At 72.6% G+C, this 15,835-nt stretch carries 13 protein-coding genes and 1 pseudogene; 7 read left to right on the plus strand and 7 right to left on the minus strand.

The window, feature by feature from the left end; genetic code table 11:
• Positions 1-361: 361 nt before the first annotated feature.
• The 5 genes and pseudogenes from AXW62_RS21060 to AXW62_RS21085 form a co-directional block, all read right to left on the minus strand.
• Positions 362-1,381: pseudogene (locus tag AXW62_RS21060) on the minus strand (chitinase); the annotation flags it as partial.
• A gap of 1,116 nt (positions 1,382-2,497) precedes the next feature.
• Positions 2,498-3,229, minus strand: a complete 732-nt coding sequence (locus AXW62_RS21070; protein WP_060945913.1) for an SDR family oxidoreductase — start codon at positions 3,227-3,229, stop codon at positions 2,498-2,500.
• A 40-nt stretch (positions 3,230-3,269) separates the two neighbouring features.
• Positions 3,270-3,707 carry a cupin domain-containing protein gene (locus tag AXW62_RS21075; protein ID WP_060945914.1) on the minus strand — a complete coding sequence of 146 codons (438 nt, stop codon included), beginning with the start codon at positions 3,705-3,707 and terminating at the stop codon, positions 3,270-3,272.
• A gap of 579 nt (positions 3,708-4,286) precedes the next feature.
• Entirely contained in the window at positions 4,287-5,003 is a 717-nt protein-coding gene (locus AXW62_RS21080; RefSeq protein ID WP_060945915.1) for a restriction endonuclease, read from the minus strand.
• Between the two features lie 125 nt (positions 5,004-5,128).
• Positions 5,129-6,076, minus strand: a complete 948-nt coding sequence (locus tag AXW62_RS21085) for a LysR family transcriptional regulator (protein ID WP_060945916.1) — start codon at positions 6,074-6,076, stop codon at positions 5,129-5,131.
• Between the two features lie 85 nt (positions 6,077-6,161).
• On the opposite strand from AXW62_RS21085, the gene AXW62_RS21090 reads away from it, so the two are divergent.
• From AXW62_RS21090 to AXW62_RS21100, 3 genes are all read left to right on the plus strand, one after another.
• Complete coding sequence (locus AXW62_RS21090) at positions 6,162-7,475, plus strand: aspartate aminotransferase family protein (RefSeq protein ID WP_060945917.1); 1,314 nt, start codon at positions 6,162-6,164, stop codon at positions 7,473-7,475.
• Between the two features lie 95 nt (positions 7,476-7,570).
• Entirely contained in the window at positions 7,571-7,966 is a 396-nt protein-coding gene (locus tag AXW62_RS21095; RefSeq protein ID WP_060945918.1) for a hypothetical protein, read from the plus strand.
• 531 nt (positions 7,967-8,497) lie between these two features.
• The gene (locus AXW62_RS21100) at positions 8,498-9,241 is read left to right on the plus strand and encodes a glucose 1-dehydrogenase (RefSeq protein WP_060945919.1); all 744 of its coding nucleotides are present in this window, start codon (positions 8,498-8,500) and stop codon (positions 9,239-9,241) included.
• Between the two features lie 62 nt (positions 9,242-9,303).
• Here the strand turns inward: AXW62_RS21100 and AXW62_RS21105 are convergent, their stop codons facing one another.
• Entirely contained in the window at positions 9,304-10,587 is a 1,284-nt protein-coding gene (locus AXW62_RS21105) for an MFS transporter (RefSeq protein ID WP_060945920.1), read from the minus strand.
• Positions 10,588-10,687: 100 nt separating this feature from the next.
• Positions 10,688-11,479: a DeoR/GlpR family DNA-binding transcription regulator gene (locus AXW62_RS21110; protein WP_060945921.1), complete on the minus strand. Its 792-nt coding sequence runs from the start codon at positions 11,477-11,479 to the stop codon at positions 10,688-10,690.
• 136 nt (positions 11,480-11,615) lie between these two features.
• Between AXW62_RS21110 and AXW62_RS21115 the strand changes: the two genes are divergently transcribed.
• The 4 genes from AXW62_RS21115 to AXW62_RS21130 form a co-directional block, all read left to right on the plus strand.
• Positions 11,616-12,284, plus strand: coding sequence for an HAD family hydrolase (locus AXW62_RS21115; protein WP_079106140.1), 669 nt, complete (start codon positions 11,616-11,618; stop codon positions 12,282-12,284).
• Between the two features lie 6 nt (positions 12,285-12,290).
• Positions 12,291-13,361 carry a 2-hydroxyacid dehydrogenase gene (locus tag AXW62_RS21120; protein WP_060945922.1) on the plus strand — a complete coding sequence of 357 codons (1,071 nt, stop codon included), beginning with the start codon at positions 12,291-12,293 and terminating at the stop codon, positions 13,359-13,361.
• The gene (locus tag AXW62_RS21125) at positions 13,358-14,818 is read left to right on the plus strand and encodes an FGGY-family carbohydrate kinase (RefSeq protein WP_030831958.1); all 1,461 of its coding nucleotides are present in this window, start codon (positions 13,358-13,360) and stop codon (positions 14,816-14,818) included. Before AXW62_RS21120 ends, AXW62_RS21125 begins: the two co-directional genes overlap by 4 nt.
• On the plus strand, positions 14,815-15,835 hold a 1,021-nt coding region (locus AXW62_RS21130), incomplete at its 3' end, for a dihydroxyacetone kinase family protein (RefSeq protein ID WP_174556412.1). The genes AXW62_RS21125 and AXW62_RS21130, both read left to right, overlap by 4 nt.

Below are 15,835 nucleotides of genomic sequence, written 5' to 3' on the forward strand. Positions count from 1 at the left end.
CCGTGACACTGACGGTCAACAGGGGCGCGAGACGCCGTCTACGCACGAAATCGTTCCTTCCGGTCGCGTGTCGGACAGGAACGATCATTCAGGTGGCGTGCGTCGGATGTCATCGGCCGTGCGACCCCAACTCCCCTCCGTCTTGGGGGTGATGTGACCGGCGGGGCCTGGTCCCCTGGTTGTAGGGCACAGGTGGGAAGACTCATCCGGACAGGCCACCCGCCACGGGGTGGGCCTGGTCACGTGCACGTGCCGCGGCGGCCGTTGGTCTTGGGCGGGCGCCGCGGCACCCGGGGTGCGTGCCCGCGCGGGACGGGGCGCGGGGCGCCGGGCCGGCGCCCCGGGGGACCCGGATCCGCGGTCAGCGGCCGTAGTAGGCGTCGAAGTTCTTCGAGAACTCCTGGTCGCTGAAGGTGTCCCAGTTGATCGACCAGGCCATCAGCCCGCGCAGGCCGGGCCAGCTGCCGTGGGGCTCGTACCCGCCGCAGTCGGTCTTCTTCGTCAGGCAGTTCAGGGCCTTGGTCACATCGCCGGGCTGGGTGTGGCCGTTGCCCGCGTTGGCGCTCGCGGGCAGGCCGATCGCCACCTGGGACGGGTCCAGCGGCGGGAAGACGTTGTCGGTGTCGCCCGCGACGGGGAAGCCGGTGAGCAGCATGTCGGTCATCGCGATGTGGAAGTCGGCGCTGCCCATGGTGTGGTACTGGTCGTCGAGCCCCACGATCGGTCCGGAGTTGTAGTCCTGGACGTGCAGCAGGGTGAGATCGTCCCGCAGCGCGTGGATGACCGGCAGGTACGCCCCGGACCGCGGATCCTGGCCGCCGGAGGCGCCCGAGCCGTAGTACTGGTAGCCCAGCTGTACGAAGAAGGTCTCCGGGGCCATGGTGAGGACGAAGTCGGATCCGTACTTCGCCTTGAGCGACTTCACGGCCGAGATGAGATTGACGATCGCGGGGGTCTTGGGGTTCTTGAAGTCGGTGTCGCCGTCGTCCAGCGACAGCGAGTGGCCCTCGAAGTCGATGTCGAGGCCGTCCAGTCCGTACCGGTCGATGATCGCACCGACCGACTCGACGAACTTGTCGCGGGCGGCGGTGGTCGTGAGCTGCACCTGGCCGTTCTGTCCGCCGATGGATATCAGGACCTTCTTGCCCGCCGCCTGCTTGGCCTTGATGGCGGCCTTGAACTCGTCCTCCGACTCCACGTTCGGGCATTCGCTCTGCGGGCAGAGGCTGAAGCGGATGTCGCCGGAGGTGGTGGAGGTGGGCTCGCCGAAGGCCAGGTCGATGATGTCCCAGCTGTCCGGGACATCGGCCATGCGGGTGTATCCGGAGCCGTTGGCGAAGCTGGAGTGCAGATAGCCCACGAGGGCGTGTTCGGGGATGTCCGCCGTCGCGGTTGACGAGGTGGTACCCGCGCTGGCGGTCGTCGTCGAGGCCGTGGCGAGCAGCCCGGCCGCGGCGACAGAGGCGCACAGGCCGGTCAGGACCCTACTGCTCAAGGGGAGACGGAAGTTCATGGGGGCCGCTCCTTGGTGTGGGGGGAAAAGCGGAGCCGATGTGGGTGGAAACGGACGGTCGGAAGGCGCGAGGAAGATCGCGCGCTGACGAGAAAACAGGACTAGACCATTGCTGTCAATGGTGCGGTCCGAATCCGCCGCGGACTCGACGTCGTCCGCGAACGCGTCGCCGCCCGCCGCCTGACGCCCGGTGGCATCCGTGGGGTGTGCTGGGCGCGCCGCTCGGGGGTCGTGTGCGCGGTTCCCGTCCCGTGGTGTGGTCCGGCGCCCGGTTCCCTTCTCCGGTCCGTGGCGGGGACGTTGCGAAGCCGCGGCCCCTCAAGCCGGTGAGCGTGCTGCCCGAAGTGACCGGCCGGGGGCGGGGGTTGGGCATGAACGGCCGATCACACGCGACGGTCGTCGGTCCGGGTCTCCGCCACCCGCGCCCGGCCTCACCGCGCACACTGGCGCCTTCGCCGATGGCGCCCGCGCCCCGCCCCACGACTCCGGTTCGGGTCAGGCACCCGCATCCCCGCATCCCCGCCTCCCCGTCAGGAGGGCTCACGCGTCGTTGTTCCCCGCGCCGGCTGCTCGGCGTTCTCGCGGCCCCACGGTCGCGTTCGGGCTGTTCTCCCCGGGGCCGGTGGCCGTCGCGGCCGACACCGCGACCGCGACCGCCACCGCGTCGAACCGCCTCCGCCGCGCGGTCCAGCGCACCCGCCGCGCCGTCGGCCGGTGCGGTTGCCCGGCCGCTGTCGACCAGCACGCCGGCAGCCGGTGGTCTTCGTCCACGGGTTCACCGGCAACGCGTCCGACCGGATCACCGCCGTGAGCGTCTTCCGGCTCAACGGCTGTTCCAGCTCCCACCTCTTCGCCTACGAGTACGACTCCCGTGGCGGCACCATCACCAACGCCCAGGGACTCGCGGCTCGTGTCGACAACGTGATTGTTCGCGGGACGTGTTCGCGGGGCGCGTTCACGGCCGACGCGGAGCGGCCGGGCGGGTCACGAGAGCCAGTCCGCGTAGTGGGTGGGGGCGGTGCGGGTGCCGCTGTCGGCGGTGAGGACGTCGCCGGGGACGGCGGCGAACATCCCGGCGCCGTCGTCGGTGATGACCGTGCGCCCGTCGGGGTGGGCGCGCAGGGTGATCCGGCCGAGTTCGTCGAGGGGGAACACATCGGGCCCGGCGATGTCGAGGGTGCCGTTGAGCGGGGGGCCTTCGGCGACCTCGGCGACCGTGTCGGAGACGTCCTGGGCGGCGATCGGCTGCAGTGGGGTGGCCGGCAGGTGGACCGTGTCGCCCTCGGTGCCCTGGGCCATGACCGCGTCGATGAACTCCATGAACTGGGTGGCGCGGACGATGGAATAGGGGATCGGCCCGGCCTTGAGGATGTCCTCCTGGAGGACCTTCGCACGGTAGTAGTCGAGGCCCGGCACCTGTTCCACGCCGACGATCGACAGGATGACGACGTGGCCCACCCGGCCCTTCCGGCAGGCGGCCAGCAGGTTGTCCATCGAGGTCCGGAAGAACGCCAGGGAGGCGTTGTCGAAGGTCGGGGAATTCGTCAGGTTGATGACGACATCGGCGTCGGCCACCGCCTCCTCCAGGCCCTGGCCGGTGATCACGTCCACACCCGTGGAGTGCGAGTACGGTACGGCCTCGTGCCCCGCCGCGTTCAGCTTCCGCACGACCTGCGATCCGATCAGGCCGGTACCGCCGATGACTGCGAACTTCATGGGTCACCCTCCGTCCACTGCGCGGCTCCCGCGGTCTCCTTCAGGCGGGCCGCGGGGCCCGCCGGTCCGCGCGCTGGGCCAACTCCTCGTCATCGACCAGGGTCAGCATCGGCCGGCCCGGCGCGCAGACCATCGTCACCAGGAAACGGCTCCAGGAGTCCGTGCGGTTGTTCCCGTCCTGGTAGTGGATGACGTCGCCGCCCGGCTCCCAGAAGGTCTCCCCGGCCCTGATCACGCGCTCCGGTTCGCCCTCCAGCTCGAAGCGCATCTCCCCCTCCAGCATGTAGCCGAACGCCGGGCCCGCGTGCCGGTGCGGGGGCGTGCCCGGGTCCCCCGGGGGAAACGCGACGAGAACGGTCATCACCTCGGCCCCCTCCGGGATGGACGGCGGCTTCACCGTCTCCAGTACGGTCAGCGCGGTCCTCCACGCCTCGGACCGGGGCCTCGGCGCCGTGTTCACCGGCTCATCGGTCGACATGGCGAACCCTCCGGGGATGGGTGGTCGAAGCGCTGTGCGTGGCGGCCGGCCTGCCGGACACAACGTTCCACACTGTCGGGAAGGGGAGGGGAACCAGGGGCTCGGCGAGGGCGGCGCCGGTCGGCCGGGCACCGGCCCGCACCGACCAGTGTGGCACTGGCTCGCGGGTGGCGCACGTCGTCGGCCGCGGCCGGGCCGCGCGCCGGGACGGCTGCCCGCCGGGATGGCTGTCTGTCGGCCCGGCTGCCGGTGGGGAGGGTTGCCGGTGGGGAGGGTTGCCGGTCGGGACAGTTGCCGGTCGGGACGGCTGTCTGTCGGCCGGGCCTCGCGCTGGCCCGGCCGCGTGCCGGGACGGCTGCCCGCCGGGACGGCTGCCGGTCGGCCCGGCTGCCGGTGGGGAGGGTTGCCGGTCGGGACGGCTGTCTGTCGGCCGGGCCTCGCGCTGGCCCGGCTGCCGGTCGGCCCGGCCGCACGCTGGGACGGCTGCTCTTCGGACGGCTGCCCGCCGGACGGTCGTACGCCGCGACGGCTGCCCGCCGGGCGGTCGTACGGCGGCCCCGGGCGCCGTCTTCCGCTGCCTCATTCCGTCCAGGGGGCCGAACCCGTGCTCGCCCACGTGGTGAGCGCCTGCCCGTCGAGGCAGAGGATTCCGCACTGGGCGGCGTACTCGAGGGCGGGCTCGGTGAACTCGCTGGTCGTGACCACAGCGGCGATATGGGCGTCATGGACGGCGAAGCACGTTCCGCCGAAGCGCTGGAGGTCCTGGGAGCCCACCTTGTGGGCCGCGTCGTACCGCTTGCACTGGATGACCAGGCGCTGCCCGTCCGGGGTGACGGCCAGGACGTCCGCGCCCAGGTCACCCGCGCCGCCGACCACCTCGGCGGTCCGGCACCCGTCCCGCCGGCACAGGTCCGCCACCGCCTGCTCGAACTCCTCGGCGCTCATCGCCTCGAAACCGACCTCCGCGAGGGGCTCCTCAACCTCGAGGGGCTCCTCAACCGGGGCAGCGGGGACGATGGCGTCCGGCGTCAGCACGTCGCCGGGCGCGGAGGGACCCGGGGCGGCGGTCCTGGCCACCCGGACGCGCCGCCGGCGGACCAGGACGGCGGCCGCGAGCGCCAGCAGCCCCAGGGCCACGGCGGCGACAGGGTGGTCATCGGCCGCCCGGGCACCGGCTTTGAGGGCGGTCCCCGCCGCCAGGAGAACGAGGGCGATCAGCCCGAAACAGAGCGACAGCCTCCGCAGGCTGAAGGCGTACGTGCGCCCGCTGTGTGGCCGACGGCCGGCAGTTGTCATGGGCGGCAGCTCCCTCGCGTATCGGCATCAAGATCGTTAATGCCGATTGCCCCGGTACGCCGCCCCCACACCCGGTACGCCGGCGCGGGGGAGCCCGGAGCGTCCGCCCCGCGGCGGCGGCCCCGTCACGGCATGGGCGGGTGCTGTTCCCGTCCGGGGCGCTGGTGCGGGGCGGACAGGACCGGGATCTCGGGGTGGTCGCGCAGCGCCGCGACGACGGCGTGCACCCCCGCGCGCCGCGTCGTGCCGCGCCGCACCACGATGGTGATGTTGCGGTGTACCGGTGGGCTGAGCTGCCGGGTGACCACGTCGTGGTCCGGGGTGACGGCCAGGGCGGGCAGCAGGGCGATCGAGCGGCCCGACTCGACGTGCCGCAACGCCAGCAGATAGTTGCTGAACCGGCAGGCCACCCGGGGTTCGAACCCCGACTCGCGGCACAGCCGCACGGTCAGCTCCGCCATGTAGGACCGCGGTCGGTCACCCGCCCACGTCTCCTCCGCGCAGGCCGCCAGGTTCACCGCGGTGCGGCAGGCGAGCGGGTGTTCACGTGGCAGCACCAGCACGATCGGGTCGATGCCCAGCGGAATGACCTCGAGGTCCGCACCCCACGAGAGGCCGGTGTAATCGGTGGTGGTGACGATGACGTCCGCCTCCCCCGAGCGCAGGGCCGGTCCGCTCTCGTGCGGCTCCGACTCGATCAGCTCCAGGCGCAGCCGCGGATGGGTGGTGGCCAGGCGGGTGGCCGCCGGCACCGCGAGGGTGTGGATGGCGCTCTGGAACGCCCCGAGCCGGACCGTGCCGATGGGCTCGTCGTTCAGGGCCTGCAACTCGGCCTCGGCCTCGGCCATCCGGTCCAGGATCTCCCGGCCCCGCTGGGCCAGCAGCAGACCGGCCGGGGTCAGCCGCACCTGCCGCCCGGTCCGCTCCAGCAGCCGGGACCGGGTCTCGGTCTCGAGCACCGCCAGTTGCTGGGACACCGTCGACGCGCTCAGATGCAGCGTCTCGGCGACCGCGCGCACGGTGCCCAGGGTTTCCAGCAGGCTGAGCAGCCGCAGCCGCCCCGAGTTCAACACGCGTCCGATTGTACGGTTCCGCCGAACAGGGCGGTCGGAACTGTGCGATGGACGCGTGCAGTGGTGCGTCCCTAACGTCGGTCACATGCTTCCCGAGACGACGTACGGCGCCCCGGAGCGCCACCTCATCCGCTACTCCGGCCGGGCCGACTTCACCCCGGAGGTCATCGCCCGCGCCGCGGGCACGTCGGTGTTCACCGAGAGCGGCCGCGAGTTGCTCGACTTCACCTCCGGCCAGATGAGCGCGATCCTCGGACACTCCCACCCGGCGATCGTCGCGACGGTCCGCGAGCAGGTGGCCCTCCTGGACCACCTGCACAGCGGCATGCTCAGCCGCCCGGTCATCGAGCTCACCCGCCGGCTCGCCGAGACCCTGCCCGACCCCCTGCAGAAGGCGATGCTCCTGACCACCGGGGCGGAGGCGAACGAGGCCGCGGTGCGGATGGCCAAACTCGTCACCGGGCGCCACGAGATCGTCTCGTTCGCCCGGTCCTGGCACGGGATGACCCAGGGCGCCGCGAACGCCACCTACAGCGCCGGGCGCAAGGGCTACGGGCCCGCCGCGCCGGGCAACTTCGCGCTGCCGGTCCCGGACCGCTTCCACCCCGACGTGGTGGACGCCGACGGCTCGTTCGACTGGCGCCGCCAACTCGACCTGGGCTTCGACCTGATCGACGCCCAGTCGGTCGGCAGTCTCGCCGCGTGCCTGGTCGAGCCGATCCTCAGCTCCGGCGGCGTCATCGAACTCCCGCCGGGCTATCTCGCCGCCCTGGCGCGCAAGTGCCGGGAACGGGACATGCTGCTGATCCTGGACGAGGCCCAGACCGGGCTGTGCCGCACCGGCGACTGGTACGCCTTCGAACACGACGGTGTCGTCCCGGACATCCTCACGCTGTCCAAGACACTCGGCGCGGGGCTGCCGCTGGCCGCCGTGCTGACCAGCCCGGAGATCGAGCAACAGGCACACGACCGGGGGTTCTTGTTCTTCACCACCCACGTCAGCGACCCGCTGCCGGCCGCCGTCGGCAACACCGTCCTCGACGTCCTGGCCCGCGACCGCCTCGACGAGCGGGCCCGCCACCTCGGCACACTGCTGCGCGATGGTCTCGATGACCTCGCCACCCGCCATGACGTGGTCGGGGACGTCCGGGGCCGCGGGCTGCTGATGGGGGTGGAACTGGTCGGCGACCGGGTGCTGGGCGCCGGGGGCGCCGACCGGCTCGGCGCGGCCGTCACCCGGCGCTGCTTCGATCTCGGGCTGCACATGAACATCGTCCAACTGCCCGGCATGGGCGGCACCTTCCGCATCGCGCCCCCGCTGACCGCGAGCGACGACGAGATCGCCCGTGGTGTCGCCATCCTCGACGAAGCGCTCACCGCCGCCGTCCGGGACCTGTGAGGTGGTCCACGGCCGCCCTCGGGCCGGAACCGGCAGCGGGCGCGGCGGCGCCGCGGGACCTGGCGGTGCCCCGGGGCGGCCGGAGGACAGATGTCATGCGCACCGATGACGGCCCGCACTCCCGCCGGCCCCGGCGGGACGGAAGTCTGGAGCACATGGACACCGTTGTTGAGGCCGCCCGACCGGTCGTCACCTCGGGGCGGGGCGCCGACGGGGTCGCCGGGCCGCCCGCGCGCATGAGCTTCGACCTGCCCCACGGCTATTTCCTGGGCGATATGCCGCCGCTCGCCCCGCTGGGCGTGACCTGGCAGGAGGAGGCCGGGCGGACGGTCCGGCTGGAGACCGGTGATCTGCAGCGCACGGCCACCGCGCTGCTGTCATGGGCCCGGGAGGAGGGCGTGGAGCTGCGCGCCCTGGAGGCCCGTTCGGTGACGCCGGAGGAGGCGTTCAGCCGGATCGCGCAGGGCCGGGAGGGCTGGGGGAGAGGGTGACGACGCCCGGAGTCCGCGCCCGCGGACGCCGGGGGAGCTTGAGGGACGCCGGGGCCACGGCCCGCGCACACCAGGCGCGTACGGCCGGGAGCGGGGGCGTCAGGCGCCGGGGGCGGACGTGCGCGGCGGGGCGGCGGCGCGTGCGGTGCGCACCGCACGGCCGACCGCGCGGGAGCGCACCGGCCTCAAGGCCGCCCTCCGGGCCGGGAACGCGCCCCGGGCCGGGAACGCGCCCAGCGGACTCCGGGTCGGGAACGGACTCCGGGCCGGGAACGCGCCCCGGGTCGGGAACGCGCCCTGGGCCGGGAACGCGCCCCGGGCCGGGAACGGGCTCCGGCGAGGGCGGGGCGAAGGCACCCGCACCGGCGCCCTCCCCGTGATGCCGCTGATGCATAACGGGGTGCGGAACAGGTCTTGGACACCCCTGGCCAGGCGGCTGTTGACTGGACGGTGTCCGGCCGGGGCGCCCAGCAGGGCGGCCCCGCGGACACCAGAAGCAGGAGCCGATTCCACCGACAGAGGGTGTCCGACATGGGCAAGTACGAGGGCAAGAGCGTCGTGATCACGGGTGGCAGCAGCGGGGTCGGCCTGGCCACCGCGCGGCTGCTGGTGGACGAAGGGGCGCGGGTCCTGATCACGGGACGCAGCCAGGCCACCCTGGACGCCGCCCGTGACCAGCTCGGCGGGAACGCGATCGCGGTCCGCAGCGACGCGGCGTCGCTGCCCGACATCGACGCGCTGGCCGACCGGGTGAAGGCCGAGTTCGGCACCGTCGACGCCCTGTTCGCCAACGCCGGGGTCAACGGCTTCGCACCGTTCGAGGAGACCAGCGAGGAACTCTTCGACCAGCTGCTGGCCGTCAACGTCAAGGGCCCGTACTTCACGGTGCAAAAGCTCGTCCCGCTGCTGGCCGAGGGCAGCGGCGTGGTGCTCACCACCTCGGTCGCCCATGTGCTGGGCCTGCCCGGGCTCAGCGCCTACGCGGCCGGCAAGGCGGCGCTGCGCTCGATGACCCGCAGCCTCGCCCGGGAACTGCTCCCGCGCGGGATCCGCGTCAACGCGGTCAGCCCCGGCCCGATCGACTCCGGCATCCTGGAGAAGTCGATGCCGAAGGAGGCCGCCGAGCAGACCAAGGCGCAGATGGCCGCGGACAACCCCATGTTGCGCATGGGGACCCCGGCCGAGGTCGCCAGGGCGGTGGCGTTCCTCGCGTTCGACGCCACCTTCACCACCGGGGCCGAACTCGCCGTGGACGGTGGCGGCTCCCAGCTCTGACGCCCGGAGCCGGTCCGGCAGCGGCCGGTTCACGGGGAGGTGGCGGTCCGGCAGCGGCCGGTTCATGCGGAGGTGGCGGTCGGAGCCGCGTCGGTCCGGGGCAGCCGGCCGTCCGGCGTGTCCTCGGCAGTCGGCTCGCCGTCCCGCTCCTCGGGCAGCTTCAGCAGCAGCGTCAGCACGAAGGCGACCAGGTAGAGGGCGAGGAAGATCAGGGTGACCCCGCCGGCGCCGACGAGGGGGAAGAAGAGGCTGGCGATGGCCGGGCCGACGAAGGCCGCGCCGCCCGCGCCCAGGTTGAGCAGGGCCATCGAACCGCCCTTGTTCTCCGGTGCCATCGAGGGGATGAGCGCCGAGATGGGGACGAAGCCGGCGAGGGTCGCGCCGTAGAACATGCCCGCGAGCACCGCGACCCAGTAGTAGTCCGCGCCGAGCCAGGTCGGTACGAAGTACAGCGTCGTGACGCTGATGGCGCAGCCCAGCGCGCCGAAGCCGGCGATGGTCGTGCGCCAGCCGATGCGGTCGGACAGCACGCCGAAGATGAGGTTGAAGAAGATGTTCGTGCCGTAGATGATCGCCAGCAGCTGGAGCCACTTGTCCTCGCCGAAACCGATGTCGTCGGAGAAGATCCGCGGCAGGTACACCAGCATGCCGAACTCCGGGGCCGTGTTGATGACCCGGACCAGGCAGCCCACCAGGACGCGGGGGTGGGTCCAGATGATGGAGACGGAGTTGAACAGGCTCTGGCCGGTGGTGACCTCCGGCGGCGCCATCCGGTCGCCGCCGGGCCGCCTGCGGGCGCCGACCAGGGCGATGGCGCCGCCGATGAGGATGAGGACCAGCGCGGACCACAGCGTGCCCAGGCGGCCGAACGAGGGGATCGTCAGGCTCGACCACAGCGAGCCGAGGGTGGGCAGGCCCCCGGTGAAGGCGAAGTAGAACCATCCCACGGCGGTGCCCAGCCGGGCCTTGGGCGCGGTGTTGGTGATCCATACGAGGAAACCGAAGGCGAAGAGCGGGTAGCCGAAGCCCCGGATGCCGTAGAAGAGCAGCATCAGCGGGTAGTTCTCGGTGCCCAGCGCGAAGAGCAGGTACGCGGCGTCGAAGACGGCCCAGATGGCCAGGCCCGTCCACATCACCCGGCGTGGTCCCCACACCTGGCAGAGGGCACCGGAGAACCAGGACGCCAGCATCACGGCGATGCCGTACACGGTGATGACGTACCCGGCCCGCACGTCCGTTGCCGCACCGTGGTCGGCCATGTACGGAGCGATGAACCCGGATTCGACACCATCGCCGATCATGAACAGGAGGACGCCCAGATAGCCCAGGATCAAGGGTTTCGGCATCGCTACCTCCACTCTGAGGTGTGACGGAGTACGACCGCAGATACTCAAGCGAGCCGAGATAAATATCAAGGGGTCTGGTAAAAGTAACGAGATTCGATGCTCATTCGTTCATCTCGATGACCCGGACGTCCGTCAGCTCGCGCATCTCGCGCACCAGCTCCTCGTCCACCGGACCGGTCAGCAGGACGTGGTCGAAGGAGTCCACGCTCTCCAGCCGGTGCAGCGCGCGACGGCCCACCTTGCTGTGGTCCATCAGCAGCACGCTTCTCGCGCCCGCCTGCCGGGTCGCCCGCTTGATGCTGACGATCTCCTGCTCCTGGTGGAACGTCATGCCCGCGGTCATCGCGGAGGTGGAGAGCACGCTCAGATCGACGGAGATGCCGCTGATCATGTCCATCGCCGGCAGCCCGATCCACGAGTCGTGGGTGCGCGAGTACTCGCCGCCCACGCAGATCAGCCGGATGCTCTCGGCCTCCCTCAGCTCCTCCGCGATCAGGCGGTAGTTGGTCACCACGGTCAGCGGCCCGACCTCGGGCAGCAGCCGCGCCAGGGCCAGCGCCGAGGTCGAGTCGTCCAGCATCACCGACATCCCCGGCGCCACGAACGGCAGGGCGGCGCGGGCCAGCGCTCGCTTCTCGTCGGTGTGCGCGTGCAGCCGGAAGTCCGAACTGGACTCGAAGACCATCGAGGGCTGCGCGGAGACGCCGCCGTGGTACTTGCGCAGGATGCCGCGGTCGGCCAGCTCGGCGATGTCCCGGTGGACGGTCATCAGGCTGACGCCGGTCAGCTCGGCCAGCTCGGCCACGGTGGCGTCCCCCCGGGCCAGCACATGGTCGACGATCAGCCGGTGTCGCTGCTGCCGCGCACCGCGCGACGACGGGAGAGTAGTCATGCCTCCATCCTGCCGTGTCAATTTCTCACATAGAACCAGTGACAACTCACGCGTGGGCTGTTAATTTTCCTGTGACGGACACCGCCCGGTGCTCCGGCCAGCCAGTGAATCATCAGCCAGGAGATCAGGGGTACGCATGGCCGACGCAGTGGTCTTCGACATGGACGGCGTACTGGTGGAGAGCGAGCATCTGTGGGAGGAGCTGTGGGCCGGATACGCCGCCGCCCGCGGCCGCGCATGGGGCCCCGCACAGACCCGCGACGTCCAGGGGATGAGCGCCCCCGAGTGGGCCGCCTACCTCACCCGGTTCTGCGGGACGGGCGACCCCGCCGAGAACACCGAACGGGACGTCGTCGACGGCATGGTCCAGGCGCTGGCCGACGGCCGCATCGGCCTGCTGCCCGGCGCCCGTGAGATGATCACCGCCACCGCCGAACTGGCACCCGTCGCGCTCGCCTCCTCCGCCCCCCGCCGGGTCATCGACGCCGTCCTCGTCCACCACGGTGTCGACCACCACTTCAAGGCCACCGTCTCCAGCGCCGAAGTGGCGCGCGGCAAGCCGAGCCCGGACGTCTACCTGGCCGCCGCACGGGCACTCGGCGTGGCCCCCGAGCGTTGCCTGGCGGTGGAGGACTCGAGCAACGGACTGCGCGCCGCCGCGGCCGCCGGGATGACCGTGGTGGCCATCCCCAATCCGCAGTACCCACCCGCCGAGGACGCCCTCGCGGCCGCCTCCTTCCGCTCTTCCGACCACCATGCCGTACGCGACTACCTGCTCAGCAGGCTCGACGCCCGAGGGGAGTGACCGGACATGACCACCGTCCTGGTATCCGGCGACGACTTCATCGACCCCGAGCTCTTCTCCGCCGCGCTGCGCGAGAGCCTGCCCTCCGCCGGGCTGAGCTTCCGTACCCTGCGCACCCGCTGGCCGAACGAGCCCTTCGGCCCGGTGGGGGGCGACGCGCAGGGCAACGGCGGGGTCAAGGAGGCCAGCGGCACCGAGGAGCAGGTGCTGGAGGCGCTCGGTGACGCGAGCGTCGCCCTGACCCAGATGGCCCCCTTCACCGCCCGCGTCATCCGGGAGGCGCCGCGGCTGAAGTTCATCGGGGTGGCCCGCGGCGGCCCGGTCAACGTGGACCTGGCCGCCGCCACCGCCGCCGGCATCCCCGTCACCTTCACCCCGGGCCGCAACGCCGCGGCCGCCGCCGAATTCGCCGTCGGCCTGATCCTCGCCGCCATGCGCCGCATCACCTTCGCCGACGCGGCCCTCAAGGAGGGCGTGTGGCGCGGTGACTACTACGCCTACGAGAACGCGGGGCTGGAACTCGACGGCGCCACCGTCGGCCTCGTCGGATACGGGGCCATCGGCGCGATCGTCGCCCGGGTGCTGCGCGCCTTCGGCTCACACGTCCTGGTGTCCGATCCGTACGCGGACCCGGCGCGGGCACAGGCCGACGGCGTCGAACTCACCGGCCTGGAGGACCTGCTGCGGCGCAGCTCGGTGGTGAGCCTGCACGCCCGGGTCACCCCCGAGACCCGGCACCTGATCAACGCCGGCAACCTCGCGCTCCTGCCCGAGGGCGCCGTCCTGGTCAACTCCGCCCGCGGTGAACTGCTCGACTACGGTCCGCTGCCCGGCCTGCTGGAGTCCGGCCGGCTCGGCGCGCTCGCCCTCGACGTCTACGACATCGAGCCTCCCCCGGCCGACTGGCCGCTGCACAAGGCCCCCAACGTCATCACCACCCCGCATCTGGCGGGCGCCACCCGGCAGACCGCCGACCGGGCCGCTGCGATCACCGCCGCCGAGGCCGCCCGTTTCCTGCGCGGCGAACCGCTGCGGCACGTGGCCAATCCGGAGGTGCTGACCGGGGGCCGGCCATGATCGTCGGAGTCGACATCGGGACCTCGGTCACCAAGGCCCAGCTGATCTCCCGGGACGGCCGCGCCACCCCCGCGCACGAGGCCCGCAGCACCGTCTACACGCTGCCCGGACAGCGCGTCGAGCAGGACCTGGACGATGTCGTGGGCACCGTGGAGACCGTCATACGGGCGGCGCTCACCGACGCCGCCCAGCTGGGCGGCGAACCGATCGAGGCCCTGGCCCTCACCGGGCAGGGCGACGGCCTGTGGCTGCGCGACGCCGCCGGCGCCCCCGTCGGCCGCGCGCTGTCCTGGATGGACGGCCGGGCCGCGGACCGGCTCGACCGGTGGACCGCCGACGGCACCCTGCACGCCCTGCACCGGCGCACCGGTGTCGGCCTCTTCCCCGGCTCCGCGGCGCCCCTCCTGGCCCACCTGGCCGAACACGAGCCGGAGCGGCTGGCGGCGGCCGAGGTCGCCGGGTACTGCGTGGACGCCGTCGTGCAACGGCTGACCGGCGCCGTGACCGTCGACGCCTCCGACGCCTCGCAGCCGTTCCTCGACGTGGCCACCCGTACCTACGACGAGACCGCGCTCGAGCTGTGCGGACTGTCCGCCCACCGCCGGCTGCTGCCGGACCCGGCGCCGCCCGGCACCCTGCACCGGCTGCTGCCCGGCGCCGCCCGGCGGCTGGGCCTGCCCGCGGGGCTGCCGGTCTCCGCCGGACCGTTCGACATACCGGCCTGTGCCTTCGGCTCGGGGGTCGCCGAACCGGGCGAGGGCAACCTCATCATCGGCACCACCCTCGCCGCCCAGGTCCTCGACACCGAACCGCGCCCGGCCGTCACCGACGACCCGGCCGGGATGGTGCTGGCCACCCCGTACGAGGGCCGCTACCTGCGGGTCATGCCCGCCATGATCGGCACCGCGGGCCTGGACTGGCTGCTGAAACTGCTCGATGTGAAGATCGACGCGCTGGACGCGCTGCTCGTCCAGTCGCCGCCCGGCGCCTCGGGCGTCACCGCGCTGCCGTTCCTGTCCGCCAGCGGTGAGCGCGCCCCCTTCGTCGACGCGCGGGCCCGCGGCCGGTTCGACGGCCTCTCCCCGCTGACCGGCCGCGCCGACCTGGTACGGGCGCTGTGCGAGGCCGTCGCCTACTCGGCCCGGCACTGCATGGAAACCCTCGGTGTCTCCGGCACCGTCACCGCGTGCGGCGGTGGCGCGCGCTCGGGGGAGTGGGCCCGCGTCTTCGCCGGTGTCCTCGGCGGTGACCTGGATGTCTGCGATGACGCCGTGGGCATCCGCGGCGCGGCCCAGGTCGCCTGGCACGCACTGGGCACACCCGTCGACGCCGCCGCCTGGCGCGCCCCCCGCCGCACCGTGACCGCCGAGCGCGGGCTGATCGACCACTACGCCGAGGGCTACGCCGCCTACCGCCGCGCCCTCGACCTCGCACGCGAAGGCTGGAGCACCCGATGACCAGGCTCTTCAACGACCCCGCCCGGTTCACCGACGACATGATCGAGGGGTTCGCCGCCGCCCATCCCGAGCATGTGCGGGCCGTGCCCGGCGGTGTGGTGCGCGCCCGCCCCACCCGTGCCGGGAAGGTGGCCGTCCTCACCGGCGGCGGCTCCGGCCACTATCCCGCCTTCTGCGGTGTGGTCGGCCCCGGATTCGCCGACGGTTCGGTCATCGGCGACGTCTTCACCTCTCCGTCGGCCGCCCGCGCCCGCTCGGTCGCCGAGGCGGCGGAGGCCGGCGGCGGTGTCCTCTTCCTGTTCGGCAACTACGCCGGGGACGTGATGAACTTCGGCCTCGCCGCACGGCAGTTGGAGGGCGACGGGATCCCCGCCCGCTGCTTCGCCGTCACCGATGACATCGCCTCCGCGCCCGCCGGCCAGACGGCGCGGCGGCGGGGCATCGCCGGCGGCTTCGTGGTCTTCAAGACCGCGTCGGCGGCGGCCGAGGCAGGCGCCGCGCTGGACGAGGTGGTCCGCGTCGCCGAACACACCAACGCCCGTACCCGCACGCTCGGAGTGGCTTTCGACGGCTGCACCCTGCCGGGCGCCGACGCGCCTCTGTTCACCGTTCCCGAGGGCCGGCTGGGCCTCGGTCTCGGCATCCACGGCGAACCGGGGGTGAGCGAGGACACTCTCGGCACCGCGGAGGACCTCGCCCGCGCCCTGGTGACGGGGCTGCTGGCGGACCGCCCCGCGGGCACGGACGCCGGCGGGCGGGTCGCGGTCGTCCTCAACGGCCTCGGCGCCACGAAGTACGAGGAGCTGTACGTGCTGTGGGGCGCCGTCGCCCGGCTGCTGGACGAGGCGGGGCTCACCCCCGTACGCCCCGAGGTCGGCGAACTCGTCACCAGCCTCGACATGGCCGGCTGCTCCCTGACCCTGACCTGGCTGGACGAGGAGCTGGAACGCCTCTGGCTCGCCCCGGCCGACACCCCGGCCTTCCGCCGGACGGCCCCGCGGGAGCCCGCCGCGGACC

It is taken from the genome of Streptomyces hygroscopicus subsp. hygroscopicus, from assembly GCF_001553455.1.
GTDB classification, from domain to species: Bacteria; Actinomycetota; Actinomycetes; order Streptomycetales; family Streptomycetaceae; genus Streptomyces; species Streptomyces hygroscopicus.

Bases quoted from the DNA above. Each gene is read 5' to 3' on its own strand.
- AXW62_RS21100 (WP_060945919.1), top strand. From the start codon at position 8,498: ATGGGCAAGTACGAGGGCAAGAGCGTCGTGATCACGGGTGGCAGCAGC.
- AXW62_RS21120 (WP_060945922.1), top strand. From the start codon at position 12,291: ATGACCACCGTCCTGGTATCCGGCGACGACTTCATCGACCCCGAGCTC.
- AXW62_RS21080 (WP_060945915.1), bottom strand. From the start codon at position 5,003: ATGACAACTGCCGGCCGTCGGCCACACAGCGGGCGCACGTACGCCTTC.
- AXW62_RS21115 (WP_079106140.1), top strand. From the start codon at position 11,616: ATGGCCGACGCAGTGGTCTTCGACATGGACGGCGTACTGGTGGAGAGC.
- AXW62_RS21125 (WP_030831958.1), top strand. From the start codon at position 13,358: ATGATCGTCGGAGTCGACATCGGGACCTCGGTCACCAAGGCCCAGCTG.
- AXW62_RS21095 (WP_060945918.1), top strand. From the start codon at position 7,571: ATGCGCACCGATGACGGCCCGCACTCCCGCCGGCCCCGGCGGGACGGA.
- AXW62_RS21075 (WP_060945914.1), bottom strand. From the start codon at position 3,707: ATGTCGACCGATGAGCCGGTGAACACGGCGCCGAGGCCCCGGTCCGAG.
- AXW62_RS21105 (WP_060945920.1), bottom strand. From the start codon at position 10,587: ATGCCGAAACCCTTGATCCTGGGCTATCTGGGCGTCCTCCTGTTCATG.
- AXW62_RS21070 (WP_060945913.1), bottom strand. From the start codon at position 3,229: ATGAAGTTCGCAGTCATCGGCGGTACCGGCCTGATCGGATCGCAGGTC.
- AXW62_RS21110 (WP_060945921.1), bottom strand. From the start codon at position 11,479: ATGACTACTCTCCCGTCGTCGCGCGGTGCGCGGCAGCAGCGACACCGG.
- AXW62_RS21090 (WP_060945917.1), top strand. From the start codon at position 6,162: ATGCTTCCCGAGACGACGTACGGCGCCCCGGAGCGCCACCTCATCCGC.